Source organism: Paenibacillus sp. FSL M7-0896 (assembly GCF_037975415.1).
Lineage (GTDB): Bacteria > Bacillota > Bacilli > Paenibacillales > Paenibacillaceae > Paenibacillus_AQ > Paenibacillus_AQ silagei.
The window spans coordinates 2,750,345-2,765,227 of the sequence record NZ_CP150250.1; the positions used below are offsets into that span (position 1 = coordinate 2,750,345).

At 52.2% G+C, this 14,883-nt stretch carries 17 protein-coding genes and 1 pseudogene; 13 read left to right on the forward strand and 5 right to left on the reverse strand.

Annotated features, from left to right (window positions below):
- Window positions 1-32 precede the first annotated feature (32 nt).
- The gene (locus MKY12_RS11465) at window positions 33-641 is read left to right on the forward strand and encodes a hypothetical protein (protein WP_339313888.1); all 609 of its coding nucleotides are present in this window, start codon (window positions 33-35) and stop codon (window positions 639-641) included.
- A 72-nt stretch (window positions 642-713) separates the two neighbouring features.
- Here MKY12_RS11465 and MKY12_RS11470 read toward each other — a convergent pair whose 3' ends face one another.
- Window positions 714-1,331, reverse strand: coding sequence for a nitroreductase family protein (locus tag MKY12_RS11470; protein WP_339313890.1), 618 nt, complete (start codon window positions 1,329-1,331; stop codon window positions 714-716).
- A gap of 323 nt (window positions 1,332-1,654) precedes the next feature.
- Here MKY12_RS11470 and MKY12_RS11475 point away from each other — a divergent pair, with 323 nt between their 5' ends.
- The 11 genes and pseudogenes from MKY12_RS11475 (at window position 1,655) to MKY12_RS11525 (ending at window position 11,495) form a co-directional block, all read left to right on the forward strand.
- Window positions 1,655-2,092, forward strand: a complete 438-nt coding sequence (locus MKY12_RS11475; protein ID WP_339313891.1) for a DUF1641 domain-containing protein — start codon at window positions 1,655-1,657, stop codon at window positions 2,090-2,092.
- Between the two features lie 31 nt (window positions 2,093-2,123).
- A complete protein-coding gene (locus MKY12_RS11480) occupies window positions 2,124-3,302 on the forward strand; it encodes an NAD(P)/FAD-dependent oxidoreductase (RefSeq protein ID WP_076074185.1) in 1,179 nt (392 codons plus the stop codon).
- A gap of 158 nt (window positions 3,303-3,460) precedes the next feature.
- On the forward strand, window positions 3,461-4,090 hold the full coding sequence (locus MKY12_RS11485) for an SGNH/GDSL hydrolase family protein (protein ID WP_339224502.1): 630 nt from the start codon (window positions 3,461-3,463) through the stop codon (window positions 4,088-4,090).
- Window positions 4,091-4,186: 96 nt separating this feature from the next.
- The gene (gene map, locus MKY12_RS11490) at window positions 4,187-4,933 is read left to right on the forward strand and encodes a type I methionyl aminopeptidase (RefSeq protein WP_339313892.1); all 747 of its coding nucleotides are present in this window, start codon (window positions 4,187-4,189) and stop codon (window positions 4,931-4,933) included.
- A 364-nt stretch (window positions 4,934-5,297) separates the two neighbouring features.
- Complete coding sequence (locus MKY12_RS11495; RefSeq protein WP_036695137.1) at window positions 5,298-5,585, forward strand: carboxymuconolactone decarboxylase family protein; 288 nt, start codon at window positions 5,298-5,300, stop codon at window positions 5,583-5,585.
- Between the two features lie 107 nt (window positions 5,586-5,692).
- A complete protein-coding gene (locus MKY12_RS11500; protein WP_036729584.1) occupies window positions 5,693-6,115 on the forward strand; it encodes an Rrf2 family transcriptional regulator in 423 nt (140 codons plus the stop codon).
- 386 nt (window positions 6,116-6,501) lie between these two features.
- Window positions 6,502-7,050 (forward strand): annotated as a pseudogene (locus MKY12_RS11505) (GNAT family N-acetyltransferase).
- A 30-nt stretch (window positions 7,051-7,080) separates the two neighbouring features.
- Window positions 7,081-7,476 carry a hypothetical protein gene (locus tag MKY12_RS11510; RefSeq protein WP_339313893.1) on the forward strand — a complete coding sequence of 132 codons (396 nt, stop codon included), beginning with the start codon at window positions 7,081-7,083 and terminating at the stop codon, window positions 7,474-7,476.
- 30 nt (window positions 7,477-7,506) lie between these two features.
- Window positions 7,507-8,172, forward strand: coding sequence for a DUF4085 family protein (locus tag MKY12_RS11515; protein ID WP_339313894.1), 666 nt, complete (start codon window positions 7,507-7,509; stop codon window positions 8,170-8,172).
- Window positions 8,173-8,417: 245 nt separating this feature from the next.
- The gene (locus MKY12_RS11520) at window positions 8,418-9,284 is read left to right on the forward strand and encodes a VOC family protein (RefSeq protein ID WP_339313895.1); all 867 of its coding nucleotides are present in this window, start codon (window positions 8,418-8,420) and stop codon (window positions 9,282-9,284) included.
- Window positions 9,285-9,464: 180 nt separating this feature from the next.
- Complete coding sequence (locus MKY12_RS11525) at window positions 9,465-11,495, forward strand: Na+/H+ antiporter (protein ID WP_209877713.1); 2,031 nt, start codon at window positions 9,465-9,467, stop codon at window positions 11,493-11,495.
- A gap of 112 nt (window positions 11,496-11,607) precedes the next feature.
- On the opposite strand, the gene MKY12_RS11530 is transcribed toward MKY12_RS11525, so the two are convergent.
- The 3 genes from MKY12_RS11530 to MKY12_RS11540 all read right to left on the reverse strand — a co-directional run bounded on the left by MKY12_RS11530 (window position 11,608) and on the right by MKY12_RS11540 (window position 13,520).
- Window positions 11,608-12,045: a threonine/serine exporter family protein gene (locus tag MKY12_RS11530; RefSeq protein WP_036729575.1), complete on the reverse strand. Its 438-nt coding sequence runs from the start codon at window positions 12,043-12,045 to the stop codon at window positions 11,608-11,610.
- A 27-nt stretch (window positions 12,046-12,072) separates the two neighbouring features.
- Window positions 12,073-12,840, reverse strand: a complete 768-nt coding sequence (locus MKY12_RS11535; protein ID WP_081751313.1) for a threonine/serine exporter family protein — start codon at window positions 12,838-12,840, stop codon at window positions 12,073-12,075.
- Between the two features lie 98 nt (window positions 12,841-12,938).
- On the reverse strand, window positions 12,939-13,520 hold the full coding sequence (locus MKY12_RS11540; RefSeq protein ID WP_339313896.1) for a YitT family protein: 582 nt from the start codon (window positions 13,518-13,520) through the stop codon (window positions 12,939-12,941).
- A 116-nt stretch (window positions 13,521-13,636) separates the two neighbouring features.
- Between MKY12_RS11540 and MKY12_RS11545 the strand changes: the two genes are divergently transcribed.
- Window positions 13,637-13,852, forward strand: coding sequence for a hypothetical protein (locus MKY12_RS11545; RefSeq protein WP_339313897.1), 216 nt, complete (start codon window positions 13,637-13,639; stop codon window positions 13,850-13,852).
- A 12-nt stretch (window positions 13,853-13,864) separates the two neighbouring features.
- Here the strand turns inward: MKY12_RS11545 and MKY12_RS11550 are convergent, their stop codons facing one another.
- The gene (locus MKY12_RS11550) at window positions 13,865-14,737 is read right to left on the reverse strand and encodes an AraC family transcriptional regulator (RefSeq protein WP_339313898.1); all 873 of its coding nucleotides are present in this window, start codon (window positions 14,735-14,737) and stop codon (window positions 13,865-13,867) included.
- Between the last annotated feature and the right edge of the window lie 146 nt (window positions 14,738-14,883).

Below are 14,883 nucleotides of genomic sequence, written 5' to 3' on the forward strand. Positions count from 1 at the left end.
AGGGAAAGGAAACGGAAATGAGCTTGTATGCAATGAAGCTTGAGGAACTCGGCAGCGGGCTGCTGAAGTCCTTTTTGGAGGATAATTATATATGTGCGGGCTATCCCGGTACGGGTGATCTGGAGAAGCATAGCAGAGAAGAGATCAGCAGCAAGTTAGCTGCCGCTGCTTACGACGGGCATGAGCTGGAGAGTGCAACGAATACCCTGGATACCTTCGTCAATGCGATGAAGGATGGGGATTACGTGCTGATCGCCGATGAAGAATGGGTGTATCTCGGGGACCTTGGTGATTACTTCTATGATACCCGGCACAGCGGCGCAGAGGATAGTACAGCCCACCGGCGCGGTGTCACCTGGCTGAAGAGTCTGCCCCTCGCTGCGGTTAATCCGGCTGTAACAGGGCTGCTTGCCTCTGACAGCAGAATAACTGCCTATTCAGGAGTGCTGCCCGCAGCCCGAATCGATCTGTGGCTGGGGAATCAGGCAGGGGATGGCGGGAATGCCGCCGGTGCCTGTCCGGTTCAGGTGGATGAAGCTACAGTAGCGCAGGCGCTGGCTGTCCTGAAGGCAGCCTTGAACAGCACGGATGTAGAGCGGCAGGAGCGTGCGGCTGTGGCGATTTTGCAGTATGCGCGGTGAGTATGGATTGAGAATACGGCAGGATGATATAGACAAGGGTCTTTCGGCATAGTAGCCGAAAGACCCTTTTTATTAGATGAATTCAACAAACTCATTAACCGGCTTGCGGTAGCCGCGCGGTCTGATCTTATGCTGGTTGTCCTTGCCGATTGTAATCAGCATCACCGGAACCATATGGTCGCCGAGACCGAGGGTAGCCTTCACAGCCTCCGGATCAAAGCCGATCATCGGGCAGGTATCCCAGCCCTTATCCTTGGCAATCAGCATGAACTGCATCGCTGACAGAGAAGCATTGCGGATCGCTTCATCCCGCTGGAAAGTATCGTTCCCGGTATAAGCATCGTTGATAGATTGAATGGTTTGCTCGTATGCATCCTCGCTCATCGCTCCCAGAAGCTTAAGCCCGCTATAGATTTCAGGAGCCTGCAGATAGGCATTCTTGTCACCCAGCACCACAATAACAGCCGATGCGGTGTGGATCTTGTATTGACCATACGCGTCCTTGCGGATGGCTTCCTTTACGTTGTCATCGCTGATCACCTTATAATGGGTGTGTTGAAGATTATAAGCCGAGGGAGCCAGGCGGGCCAGGGAGAACATCTCTTCGAGCTCACTCTGCGGAATGGTAACACCTTCCACGAAATTATTAGCCGATCTGCGGGACTGCACCAATTCGGAAAAAGTACTCATAAGTCATTACCTCCATCTAATATGTATGCTGCTTAGTAATAATCAATTGCTGATATTAATTAATGAACTTACATTTAGTTACTTGCTTAAGATATCACGACTCTTTGTATACGTCAATGAGGAAAAACATAATAATTTGTAAATTTAACCTGATTAAACGACTGAGTTCGATAAAACCGATGAGGAAGTGATAATAATCACAAAAATAGGTTGCAAAGGCAAAAAGATTGTGACAATAATAACAAATAGAGTGTTATAATAGTCACATAGTTTCACCTGGATGTCATTGTGCAAGAATACGATTTGTAAAAGGAGACTTCGATATGTCAGAAACCGTTACCCAAACCCTGCCTGAACAAGAAATACCAGAAGCAGCTCTTCCCAGAGAGGATGTGCTGAAAGAGCTTTTGAAGCCGGAGGTGCAGCAATCTCTGATTCTTTTGGTAGAGCAGCTGCCGCAGATCACACAAATGGTCAGTGTATTGTCCAAATCACTAGATTTTGTGCAGTCAGTTGCCACGGATGAAGTACTTAAGAATGATACAGTTGGTGCGATCAAGGAAATGGCGGGTCCTGTGGTGGGCACTGCCAAGAATCTGGCGGCTACTGTCATTGAAGCGAAGGACCGCGCGGATGCAAGCAGCGAAACAGTCAGCCTGTTCGGCATGATGAAGATGATCAAGGACCCGCAGGTACAGAAGGCTCTCCGGTTCATGAATGCCTATCTGCAGGTCAGCGGTGAACGTCAATCGGGTAAATAAGCCCGTAATACTTAATGATGGAGGAATTATCATGTCAAAACATATAGTGATTCTAGGTGCAGGCTACGGCGGTCTGCTCAGTGCCTTAACCGTTCGTAAATATATGAGCAAAGCGGAAGCCAAAATTACGGTCGTCAATCAGTATCCGACACATCAGATTATTACGGAATTGCACCGGCTTGCAGCTGGCAGTGCGTCTGAACAGGCGGTTGCCATGCCGCTGGCGAAGCTGTTCGCCGGTAAAGATATTGATCTGAAAATCGCCAAGGTCAATTCGTTCTCCCCGGAGAACAAGCAGGTTATTCTCTCGGACGGCGTCATGCTGACCTATGATGCTCTCGTTGTCGGTCTGGGCAGCACCACCGCATACTTTGGTATTCCGGGACTTGAAGAATACAGCATGGTGCTGAAATCAGCAGCAGATGCGCTGCGGATCCGCCGTCATATTGAAGACCGGATTCGTGACTACTCCAAAACCCGCAACGCAGCAGATGCAACAATTCTGATCGGCGGCGGCGGACTGACTGGCGTAGAGCTAGTAGGCGAAATTGCCGATATTCTGCCTAAGCTGACGAAGCAATATGGAGTGAATCCTGCTGAGATCAAGCTTCTGCTCGTTGAAGCGGGTCCGAAGATTCTCCCTGTCCTGCCGGATCATCTGATTGAGCGCGCTACAGCCAGCCTGGAGAAGCGCGGGGTGCAATTCCTGACGGGACTTCCGGTAACGAAGGTGGCCGATAATAAGATTGATCTCAAGGATGGGCAGCAGATTGTGGCGAACACCTTCGTCTGGACCGGCGGGGTACAGGGCAATCCGCTGGTTGGCGAATCCGGTCTTGAAGTCAACCGCGGCCGGGCCACGGTGAATGAATTCCTGCAGTCTACTTCACACCCTAATGTATTTGTTGCCGGAGATAGCGCTGTTGTCTTTGCACCGGATGGCCGTCCTTATCCGCCAACGGCACAGATCGCCTGGCAGATGGGTGAGCTGATTGGCTACAATCTGTTCGCTTATCTTAATGATAAACCGCAGGAGGCCTTCAGCCCGGTCAATTCCGGCACACTCGCCAGCCTCGGACGCAAAGACGGGGTAGCCATTGTCGGCGGTAACTCCACTCCGCTGAAGGGTCTGCCGGCAACGCTGATGAAGGAAGCCAGTAACATCCGTTACCTGACTCATATCCATGGCTTGTTCAGCCTGGCCTATTAAATTTCTATTCTAAGATCCCCCTGGGACTGTCATATGGCAGTCTTAGGGGGTTTTCTGTTTTAGGAATAATTTTCAATGAAAACGTGTCCGCAGGAAAGCCGATTTGCTATAATGATCATGTTTACATACTATAGATGTTTCATAGGAGGATTTCAGGCATGCCATTTCAAAAGAACGATATCATCCTGTTTCAGGGGGATAGTATCACAGATTGTGGACGCAATTACGCCGATGCTTCATCGCTGGGTGTAGGTTACGCGCTGATGGCGGGTGCCCGGCTTGGCCTTCAGTATGCTGAGAAGAATCTTACGTTCCTGAACCGCGGAATTAGCGGCAACCGGGCGGTCGATCTGCAGGAGCGCTGGGAGAGGGATTGTCTTGCGCTGAAGCCAACCTGGGTGTCTATCTATATTGGCATAAATGATACCTGGCGGTGGTATGATTCCGGGCAGGAGACTACAGCGGCTGAATTCGAGTCGTCCTACCGTGATCTGATTGAACGGACCAAGCAGCATCTGGATGCCAAGCTGGTGCTGGTGGAGCCGTTCGTATTGCCGGTGCCGGAAGACCGCAAGGGCTGGCGTCAGGATCTGGACCCCAAAATCCACGTAGTCCGTGAGCTGGCCCGTGAATACGGCGCTGTGCTGGTGCCGCTGGACGGCCTGTTCGCAGCGGCATCCGTCAAGGCTGAACCTGCCTTCTGGGCGGGGGATGGGGTACACCCTTCGCCTGCCGGACATGCCTTAATCGCTGATGCCTGGATGAAGGCCGTAGGTGCAATAAGCTAAGAGGTACGTTGATTTCACTCTGCGTAACAAGGCTGTTATACTTGTAGGATACATACTCAAGGTGAAGCTTTGATAACGAGAGGAATGTGAGCAGGGATGACGAGCGAGACGCTCCAGGATATGCAAGGGCTGAAAGCGGCGGGTGCAGTGGTAGGTCACACCATTGCTGAGATGAAGAAAAGTGTAGTTCCCGGAATGACGACTGCGGAGCTGGATGAGGTGGGGGCGAAGATTCTCAACCATTTTGGCGCAAAATCTGCTCCAAAGGTAACCTACAACTTCCCCGGAACGACCTGTATAAGTGTGAATGAAGAGGTAGCGCATGGAATTCCGGGACAACGTGTCATTCAGGCCGGAGATCTGATCAATATCGATGTCTCCGCCGAGCTGAACGGTTATTTTGGCGATGCCGGGGTATCGTTTCAATTGCCTCCTTATAATGAGAAGCTGATTCACCTCTGCCGGAGTACGGAAGAGACCATGATGAGCGTGATTAATCATCTCCGGGCGGGCATGAAGGTGAACGAGATCGGCCGGGTTATGGAGTCGGAAGCACGGAAGCGCGGCTATAAAGTCGTGCGTAACCTGTGCAGCCACGGCATTGGCAAAGCGTTGCATGAAAAGCCGTTTGAGATTCTGCCCTTCTATAATCCGCGTGTAACGACGGTGCTGAAAGAAGGCCAGGTCATTACCATCGAACCGTTTCTGTCCACAGGCACTGATTTCGTAGAGCAGCAGCCGGATGGCTGGACACTCAGCGTTGCCGACAACAGCCGCGTGGCCCAGTTTGAGCACACAATTGTGGTCACCAAGGGCAAGCCGATTATTTTGACTACTGCGTGAAGATATATAAGACGCACTAAAGCTATTAACAAAAAGCAAAAAGAAGTGGAGGGGAAATTTGGAACTGGAGGAGCGATAGCGTCCGCCTTTGTGTTTGGATTTCTACCGTGAGGAGCGGTTTGTATGAAGAAATCCAAACACAACAGCGGCCGGAGGGCCAAATGTTCACCGCAGCGACGACCCAAATTAGAGTTTGAACCTTAAGTGCATCTTATATATAGGAATATTTAACAGTTGTAATGTATGCATTACGCAAGAAACCCTCATACTAAAGATGATGTTATCATATGGAATGCAAGAATCTGTTTCCAGAATCGGAGGGTTAATTAAAGTGGATAATGTACCGCAAGTCAGTCATGCCTTTATGACATTTATGAAGGAAGCGCCGGAGCAGCAAAAGGCCCTTGGCGAAATTGTGAAGAAGCTGGATGCCGCAAGCAGCCTGGATGCCAAAACCGAGGAGATTGCCTATATCTCTGTACTCGCGGCGGTTAGGCTGGAGAGCGGGCTCCCCTTTCATGTTAAGCATGCCAAAGCACTAGGCGCAACCCGTGATGAGATCATCAGCGCAGTGCTGCTGCCCCTTCCGGCAGTGGGTAATGTGGTGATTCAAGCTCTGCCGGTGGCATTGCAGGCGTATGACAGTGAATAGTGTTCTGTTGTCTGCACACTCCTCATGGGATTGACAATTGTCCTAAATGTAACTATTATAGTTGCATCTGGCGGAAGCATTCCGGCCAGTGTGAAGGAGTGATTGTTATGAACATTAGCACGCGATTTGCGGTGGCTATTCATATTCTAACCTTAATCGACAGCAACAAAGACGGCAAAAGCACCTCCGAGTGGATCGCCGGCAGCGTGAATACGAACCCCGTAGTGATTCGCCGCCTTACGGGTATGCTGAATAAGGCAGGACTTGTGGAGGTTCGTCCCGGTGTGGCCGGAGCGAAGCTTGCCCGCAGTGCAGCTGATATTACGCTGCTGCAGATTTATAAGGCGGTGAATGCGGTGGAAGAGGACTCGCTGTTCTCTGTCCATGAGCATCCGAACCCGGAGTGTCCGGTAGGCAAGAACATTGCAGGCGCTATTGTTCCAGTATTCTCTCTTGCACAGAAGGCGATGGAGAATGTGCTGCAGGAGGTCACCCTGGATCAGATCGTACATCAGCTTCCTGTGGCTTGAGACAGGATCTGATGTACGTAAATTTAAGGAAACCTTCAGCCCCGTTTTATGTTTTTTTAAGGTTCGGGGAGTATAGTGAAGTTCTCCACCCCCCAGTGGAACCATTTGTGGAAGACCCCGCCGTGCCTCGGCAGGGTCTTTCTTTGATCCTTGCGGAATTCTGTCTATTTTCATTAAACCTTTATGTGTTTTTCATCTGGGCTTAAGCTTCGCTCAGTATAGTAGACCCATGACCCCCTTACAATAGACTTTTGGCCCTGCCGGTTACCGGCGGGGCCACTTTTTTTGATGAGCAGCTGCTTGGTGCTGACTTTACACTGCGATTTCTATCGTTTAGACTGACACATATGTGACAGGACTATAGGAATATAAGGAGTGATCTCATAATGATTCTTTTTAAGAACGGGGACCTCAGTGTCCGCAGGCTGGAACAGGAGGATGCACCGCTGCTCGTACGATGGCTCTCGGACCCGGCAGTGCTGGAGTATTATGAAGGCCGGGACTGTCCGCATGATCTGGAACGGGTACAGACGAATTTTTATGAAAGTGAAGAAGAGGGATTATACCGTGGGATCGTGCAGTACATGGGTCAGGATATAGGTTATATCCAGTTCTATCCTGTTGGCAGGGAAGAGCTGACGGAGTACGGCTAAGCAGATTATACGGGAAAGGTCTACGGAATGGATCAGTTCATTGGTGAGCCGCAGCTATGGAGCCAGGGGATAGGTTCGCTACTGGTAGGTGGGATGGTGAAGCATCTGCTCGAAGCAGAGCAGGCAGAACTCATTGTCATGGACCCGCAGTGCTGGAATCACAGGGCACTCAGAGTCTATGAGAAAATCGGATTTGTACGCAGCAAGCTTTTACCGGAGCATGAACTGCATGAAGGGGAGTGGAGGGACTGTTGGCTCCTTACTTATACTCCTGCACATTGATTCAAGCATACATATAAGGAGATTTTGCCCATGAAGAACAATTATACCATCCTGGGAGCTGCCCTGATTCTGGGCCTGTGTCTGGTTACCAGCAGTTTCGTGATCGGCGATCGGATTAGAGCGGGTTATGAGTTACAGCACCAGACACCTGCCGGAGCGCAGACGGAAAGCCAAGCTGAGGACCATCCGTTGATGACACTTGCAGAGACTGCGCAGTTCCTGCGCCTGAGCGAAGATCAGGTGAAGAATATTTTGAAGGCGGAAAATTCAATGTTGCGTAATGACGGACCCTTCGGAGGGACGAAGCTCCCGTATCTCAAAGTAGATAGCGAGTTCCTGTTCAGCAAGCAGCAAGTGACGGTCTGGATTGTGGCGGCTTCGCAGGAGCACCGGGTATATCTGGGGGAGAAGCTGGCCGGGAATTAAGGATCGCTACAGAGTGGAGGAAGCTTCAGAATGAAATTTTTCACTATATCCTGGTATGAAGAAATGCAGGTGCGCGGGTTCATGGTCTTCCCGGAGACGGAGCAGGATTGGGTGGAGGATGTGGCTTGGCATGCGGCGGAGGGGATCAGCTATGAGGAGCGGGCCAAGGATTTTCTGGAATATATGAAAAAAGATCTGCTGAAATATCTACCCGGGTACTTCCACGCTTCAATACATGACGGAACGATAAATTCCACTTATCCTGCGCCTGAGTTCAAGCAACGGGCCTTGCAGTGGGGCTGGGAATATGATGAACGGGTGCAGGCGATCTTCAGAGAATACCGCAAAGGGTACGAAGCCATTAAGCATGAACTCCCGGAAAGCGCCGTACAGTTAGTCGAGAAGAGTCTGCATGATGCCAGAGTAATCTCCTATACTATGCCTACAGAAGGTGTGCTGGAGATGATTCTGGACTGCGCCGGGGCGATGCATTACCAATGTGAGATCAAGCTAAAGTTCAAAGGTGTGAGCGGACTACGCTTGCCTGAACCGCTTGTGAAGAAATATTGGCTGTATGACGAGATCTATGCCGCGGAGCAGGGGTTCGAGCTTCGGGTTCTAATGGATTCCCCGCCAAGTGAACTAAGAATTACTGCACAGGATGTATTGATAGAGATCCTTGGTGAATCTCAATAACGAAATGACTGCTTCGGAGTCTGGCCTGTCGGCTGGGCTTTTTTTGTAGACTCTAATGTGTATTGTAAAAGTAATTGACAAACATATAGATCGCAACTATACTTAAGTAAGTTAATGTGTAACGGAAATTGAAATTACCTTTGCATGGACAGGATAGGAACAGTCAACACTAACCGTTATTATGCGTGCTTTGGTACCAGGGACTTTATTTGAATTAGCCTATATTCATTTCAGGAGGGATTCCTATGACAGCAACAGCTATATTACCGCAACAACTGGAAATTGGACTTGTACAGATTCGTGTAAGTAATTTGGAACGCTCGCTCAACTTTTATCAGAATGTAATCGGACTGAAGATTCTGCGGCAGCAAGGGCGCGTGGTAGAGCTGACGGCGGATGGCCAGCAGGTGCTGCTTGTCCTGCGGGAGATTGAGCAGGCTCAGGTGCTGCGCCGGAACTCGGTGGCCGGACTATACCATTTTGCGATTCTGCTGCCGGACCGGCCTTCTCTGGGACTGGTGCTGCGCAATCTGATCGATTCCGGGATATCGGTGGGCCAGGGGGATCATCTGGTCAGCGAAGCTCTATACATCGAAGACCCTGATCATAACGGAATCGAGCTGTACCGCGACCGGCCCCGTGACACCTGGAAGTATGAAGCAACAGGCAATGTGGTCATGACCACCGATCCGGTGGATGTGGACGGTCTGCTGGCTGCATCGGAGGGCCTGAGCTGGACCGGGCTGCCTGCGGGCACTGTAATGGGTCATGTTCACTTCCATGTGGGCGATCTGGCAGAGGCTAAGAAATTCTACGTGGATGCGCTTGGATTCACGGTGACCGCCCATTACGGCGATGCGGCCATGTTCATTTCGGCTGGAGGCTATCATCATCATATGGGACTGAATACCTGGGCTGGCAAGGGGGCTCCGGCGGCTCCGGCGAATGCGGCGGGCATCGATTATTTTACACTGCTGCTCCCGAACATTCAGGATGTGCATGAAGCCGCTGAACGTGTGAAGCGTGCCGGATACCGTGTGGAAGAAGAGGGCGGTATCATCACTCTAAGGGACCCGTGGAATATAGGCATACAGCTGCTAGTGAAAAGCTAAAATAACAGGGCGGACAGCATCGTGTTACTGTTTACTGCTAGACCAGCGGCGGAAGCCGTAAATGATAAGGCAACGGAAGGTACGGGCGGAGATTGTAATTTCCGCTGTGCCTTCCGTTTGTTGACGTTAGCCGGGTCATTGCAATAATATAATTGATTATCAGACGGGGAGATGATGGACTTGGAGACTTTTCTGGCTGTGCTGTTGATGCTTGGATTAATCGCCGTATCGAATATATTGAACCGCTTCATTCCGTTTGTCCCGGTTCCCCTGATTCAGATCGGACTAGGAATCATTGCTGCACTAATTCCGACGGGAATACATATGCACTTCGAGCCTGAGCTGTTTTTTGTACTATTCATTGCTCCGCTGCTCTTCAATGACGGGCGGCGGACGCCGCGCGGTGAGCTGTGGAACCTTAGGGCACCGATTCTGCTGCTGGCGCTGGGACTTGTATTTGTCACGGTATTTGTGGCGGGCTATGCGATTAACTGGATGATTCCCTCGATTCCGCTGGCAGCTTCCTTCGCACTGGCGGCTATTCTGTCTCCTACGGATGCGGTAGCGGTAAGCGCGCTGGCTGGACGGGTTCATCTTCCCAAAAGCATCCACCGGATTCTCGAAGGAGAATCGCTGATGAACGATGCCTCCGGCCTGGTCGCCTTTAAATTTGCGATTGCAGCCATGGTTACCGGCGTGTTCTCTCTGCCTAAGGCCTCGTTTAGTTTTGTGCTGATTGCCGCAGGAGGACTGCTGCTTGGTGCAGTGCTGTCATTCCTGCTGATCCGGCTCAGCGTGTTCATCCGCAGGTTCGGTATGGAGGATGTGACCATCCATGTGCTGCTGCAGATCCTTACGCCGTTCATTATTTATCTGATCAGCGAGGAGATCGGGGTCTCGGGCATTCTGGCCGTTGTGGCAGGGGGTGTCATGTACGCCATTGAGAAGGACCGGGCCGTCTCCCCGCAATATAAGCTTCAGCTGGTATCCGCCAGTACCTGGTCTGTACTGCTGCTGGTGCTGAACGGGCTGGTCTTCCTGATTCTCGGTGTGTCCGTTCCGGATGTGATCGAGGTGATTTACCGGGATCAGACGCTGAATAACTTCATGGTTGCCGGCTATGTTCTGGCAATCACGGCGCTGCTGATTGTGCTGCGGTTTCTGTGGGTCTATGGTTACTCCTTATGGGAGAGCAAGCGGCTGAAGGCAGAGAAGGCCCCGCTGAAGTCACAGATTATTACCTCGATCTCAGGGGTGAGGGGAGCTGTAACCCTTGCAGGTGCCTTCTCCATTCCGCTGGTGCTTGGGGACGGGGTGACACCTTTTCCGGAGCGGGATCTCATTATTGCGCTGGCGGCAGGTGTGATTCTGATGTCGCTGGTCATCGCCAGCATCTTCCTTCCGCTGCTTGCGGACAGTGAAGAGACCGTAGTTCAGAGCGCCGGAGCTGTATACGGGAATACGGAGCTGGCAGCCAGAAATGTGGTCATTGATGCCGGGATGTCGATGCTGCGCAGCCTGGTCTCTGAGAGCCCGGAGCGCTCAACACAGCCTGTGCTGCTGGAATTTACAGATAAGGTTGATAGACTATGTGCTGCAAGACCGGATCATGACCCGGCCCATGAGCAGTTCCTCCGTCTGGGTGTCGAGGCACGCAAGAGTGCGCTCGAAGCCGAACGCACGGAGTTGCGGCGGATCATGGAGAACGGGGCGCTGCCGGAGCCTGTTGCCGTGAAGATGGAGGAGCTGCTGGATCATACGGAGTCTCTGCTGTGCAAACGGCTGAATACACAGATTAAATTCTCTTTAACAGAAATTCAGCGGCTGTTCTCTGGACTGTTCTCAGGTAAGCTCAGCGGGGAAGAAGGACAGCTCGCCCTGCAGAATGCCGAAAGTGCGCGGACGGCGAAGATTGCGATGTGCCAGGCGGCAGTATCCGCCGTTAGTGCAGGAATGAGTGATGAGAACCGGCTCGCCTCACAGAAGGTCATCGACAAGTACGAACGGCTGGAATCCAGGCTGGTGCAGGGGGAAGGCTGGAGCAATGACGGCGTACTGGATGATGACAAGCTGGAGCTGAAGCTGCAGGCGATTCAGGAGCAACGGAATACTGTACAGGAGATGTATCAGAACGGGGCAATTAATCTTAAGATTGCCGGCAGGCTGCGGCGGTTCGTCGACCAGCTCGAAACCTCAATCTGGGAGGATTAGACCGTTAGAACGCCGGTGTTGCAATATATTTTACCTGATACAATATACAAAGCCCGCTTGCGCAGGGACCCGGGGTCCTTGCTGCAAGCGGGCTTGTCTGTGGAATGGAGCGTTACGGTTGTTTGGGCAATTTCTTGATACGCAAAAACATCTGTCCGAGCACCTCGCTTAGCACCAGACCAGCCGCAATGGCTCCGGACAGCAGGAGCGCCTGAACCCCATACTGGATGCCGAGGTTATTATCATTCTCCACGAACCTCCGCATGGCATCATACGCAAGACCGCCCGGCACAAGCGGGATGATGCCGCCGACACTGAAGATAATGACCGGCATCTTGAAGGAACGCGCAAAAAACTGGCTGATCAGTCCGATCACAACGGTAGCACCAAAGGTTGCGACGACAGTATCGGAACTGTAATCCAGCAGCAGGTACAGCATCCAGCCGATCATTCCGGCGAAGCCGCATTGCAGCAGCGCGCGCACCGGTGCATTGAATAGAATGCAGAAGGTTGAGGCAGCGATGAAACTGGTGATCAATTGCAAAATCATGGCAGGACGACCTCTTTCAAGTGGGTGTTAAAAAATGGACAGGACCAGCCCGATGCCGGTCCCGATGGCGAACGCAGTCAGAAAGGCGTCGGCCCCTTTGGAGATGCCGGATACCAGATGCCCGGCCATCAGGTCACGGACCGCATTGGTGATGAGCAGCCCCGGTACGAGCGGCATTACACAGCCGATAATAATCTTGTCCATCTCCCGTCCCACGCCGAGCTTGACGGAGAAGAAGGCCAGCAGACCGATAATGAAGGAAGCAATGAATTCCGCGAAGAAGCGAAACTGCACCAGACGGTGAAGATAAGTGGCCGCTGCGAAGCCTGTACCGGAGATCAGCAGCGACGGCAGAGCATCCTGCAGGCTGCCCTTGAACATGACCGTGAAGCAGGCTCCGGTCAAGGCTGCCGCTGCGATCTGTACCCATACCGGGTAAGCATGGGCTGCGTCATCGACCACGCCGAGCCGCTCCCGCGCTTCTGCGGCTGTCAGCTGGCGCTCGGTCAGCCGCCTGGAGATGTCATTGACCTCGGATACCTTTTGCAGGTCTGTCGTCCGTTCGGCGATCCGGAACAGCTTCACCGGCTCGGTCCGGCTGGTGGTGAACATAATGACCGTCGGCGTGACATAGCTATGCGCACCGGGGAAGCCGAGTGCCGCCGCCATCCGGCTCATGGTATCCTCCACACGGTAGGTCTCTGCACCGCTCTGCAGCATGATCTTGCCTGCCAGCAGGCACAGATCGACAATGTCATGTATGGAAGTGTTGCTATTCGTGCTTGTACTATCCAACTTCGCTAATCCTCCCCGGGAATGTTATCTATTCGATTGTCGCCTGAAAGTCTGAAAATTTCAACCTTTATTCATAGCATCCGGCAAATTCCGGGTTTTTACTCTTCCAGCGTGCATAATCCCGTAGCGACCCCTCCTGAAACAATCGTCAGAATCGAATGGAAAAAGGTCTCCTTGGAGATCAGAATTCCGCCAGCGCCGATGATCAGGAAGTCCGTCAGGAAGATAATCAGGCCGACATTCAGCGGCAGGTAGCGTTGGATGAATCTGGCGAGGAGGTCTGTTCCGCCTGTGCTGGCTTTGAAGCGCAGCATCAGCCCGAGTCCGGTACCCATCAGGAAGCCGCCGATAATGGCGCTTGAGATGGAGCCCAGCTCAATATAGTACAGGAAGTAATACTGAAGCGGAAAGAGCAGCTCGATCAGCAGGGAGGAAGCCAGCAGACCCAGAATGCTATTGTAGAAGATTTCCCGTTGCCGGAACCAGGCCAGCAGGAAGATAGGCAGACTGCATAGCATAATGCACAGTCCGATTTTGGTGCCGGAGATATAATTAATAATGAGGGCAATGCCGATAATTCCTCCATCGAGGATTTTATAGGGGACCAGGAAGAAGTTCGTTCCTGTTGCAATCAGCAGGCTGGCCAGCAGAATAATAATATAGCTTGGGAAGGATCGCATAGTCAACATCTCCGGAATTGAGGCATGTCTTAATCTTTATGCGCCCATTTGGAAAAAAATAGCTAAAAGTTCTGCGCTGCCCGAATCAATTGACCATAAAGCAGGTGAAGTCTGAAATGGGTTATTTCTATAAAATACTGGAGACTGATATGGAGCTGCTGGCTGCTGCACTATCGGAGGTGCCGGTGGCAGTGTGGCTGAAGAGCGGGCCGGAGCAGCAGCTGGAAGCGGGCCCGATCAGAGCCTACACGCCCCAGTCCGTACGGATTCGCGGGTTATCCTACTGCCGGGAACTGCACGAATTCCGTATCCTTGCCCCGGGTTCCGCCTAAGGGCATTCATGCTCAGCGGGAATATCGCTTGCGGAAGCGCAGCGGAGAGATTCCGACCTTGCGGCTGAAGCGCCGGGAGAAGTAAGCTGTACTCTCGAAGCCGGTGCGCTCTGCGATTGCCGCGATCGGGATCTCTGTCTTAAGCAGCAGAAGCTTGGCCTGCTCCAGCCGGTAATCGGTCAGGTACTCCATGGGCGTAAGCCCGTAGACACGCTTCATGCAGCGGGCCAGGTAATTGTAGTGAAAATGCAGGGCATCCGCCAGAGAGGTATTCGTGACTTCTTCCATATAATGATTCCGCAGATAGGCCTCCGTCTGCTCGGCAATCTCGTCTGCCTGGCTTCCGGCCGTATCTTGCCGGGCCAGATCCATCGTCCGCAGCATCTCCTCGAAGATACGCTGCTGCTGCCACACGGCGCTTGAGCGCCTATTATGGTTCAGCTGCAGCAACTGCCCTGCCTGGCCGCTTCGTGCGAAGGGGGCAGGTAGCGGTCCGAACTGGGGAATACGGATGGTATAAGGGTGGGTAAGAAACTGCCGGAAATGCGTTTCCCGGTCCGCATATACCGGCTCACCCGCTGATTCTGTCCATTCTCCCACCGTGTGAAAATGAACCCAGGTGAAGATCGTCTCTGCTTCACACGGCTGCACTGAATAATGGTAGCGGTCAGGCAGCAGCAGCAGGGTATGCCCGGCGCCCACTGCCCATTCTGTATGCTCCTCTCCAATGTGCAGGCATCCCTGCTCCACGATGATCAGATCGAATTTGCCCATACGGCTGCGGTTCGGATGCTGGTCTCCGGGCAAATAGACGGTACGGCCGCATTCCAGGAAATAGGGGAAGGGTGGTGCGGCCAGATGAATATAGGAAGAATTAAGTGTCATTAGCAGCTCCTTGGAAAGGCATGTGTCCTGAATTAACTTCGCTAAGCCTTATATAAAAGTTGTGTGAAATAGTACAAAAACGGGGTTGTTTATGCTTCTGTTTTTGTTATATTGTACCGTCTATAATGGCAATTAGCGAGGACGAA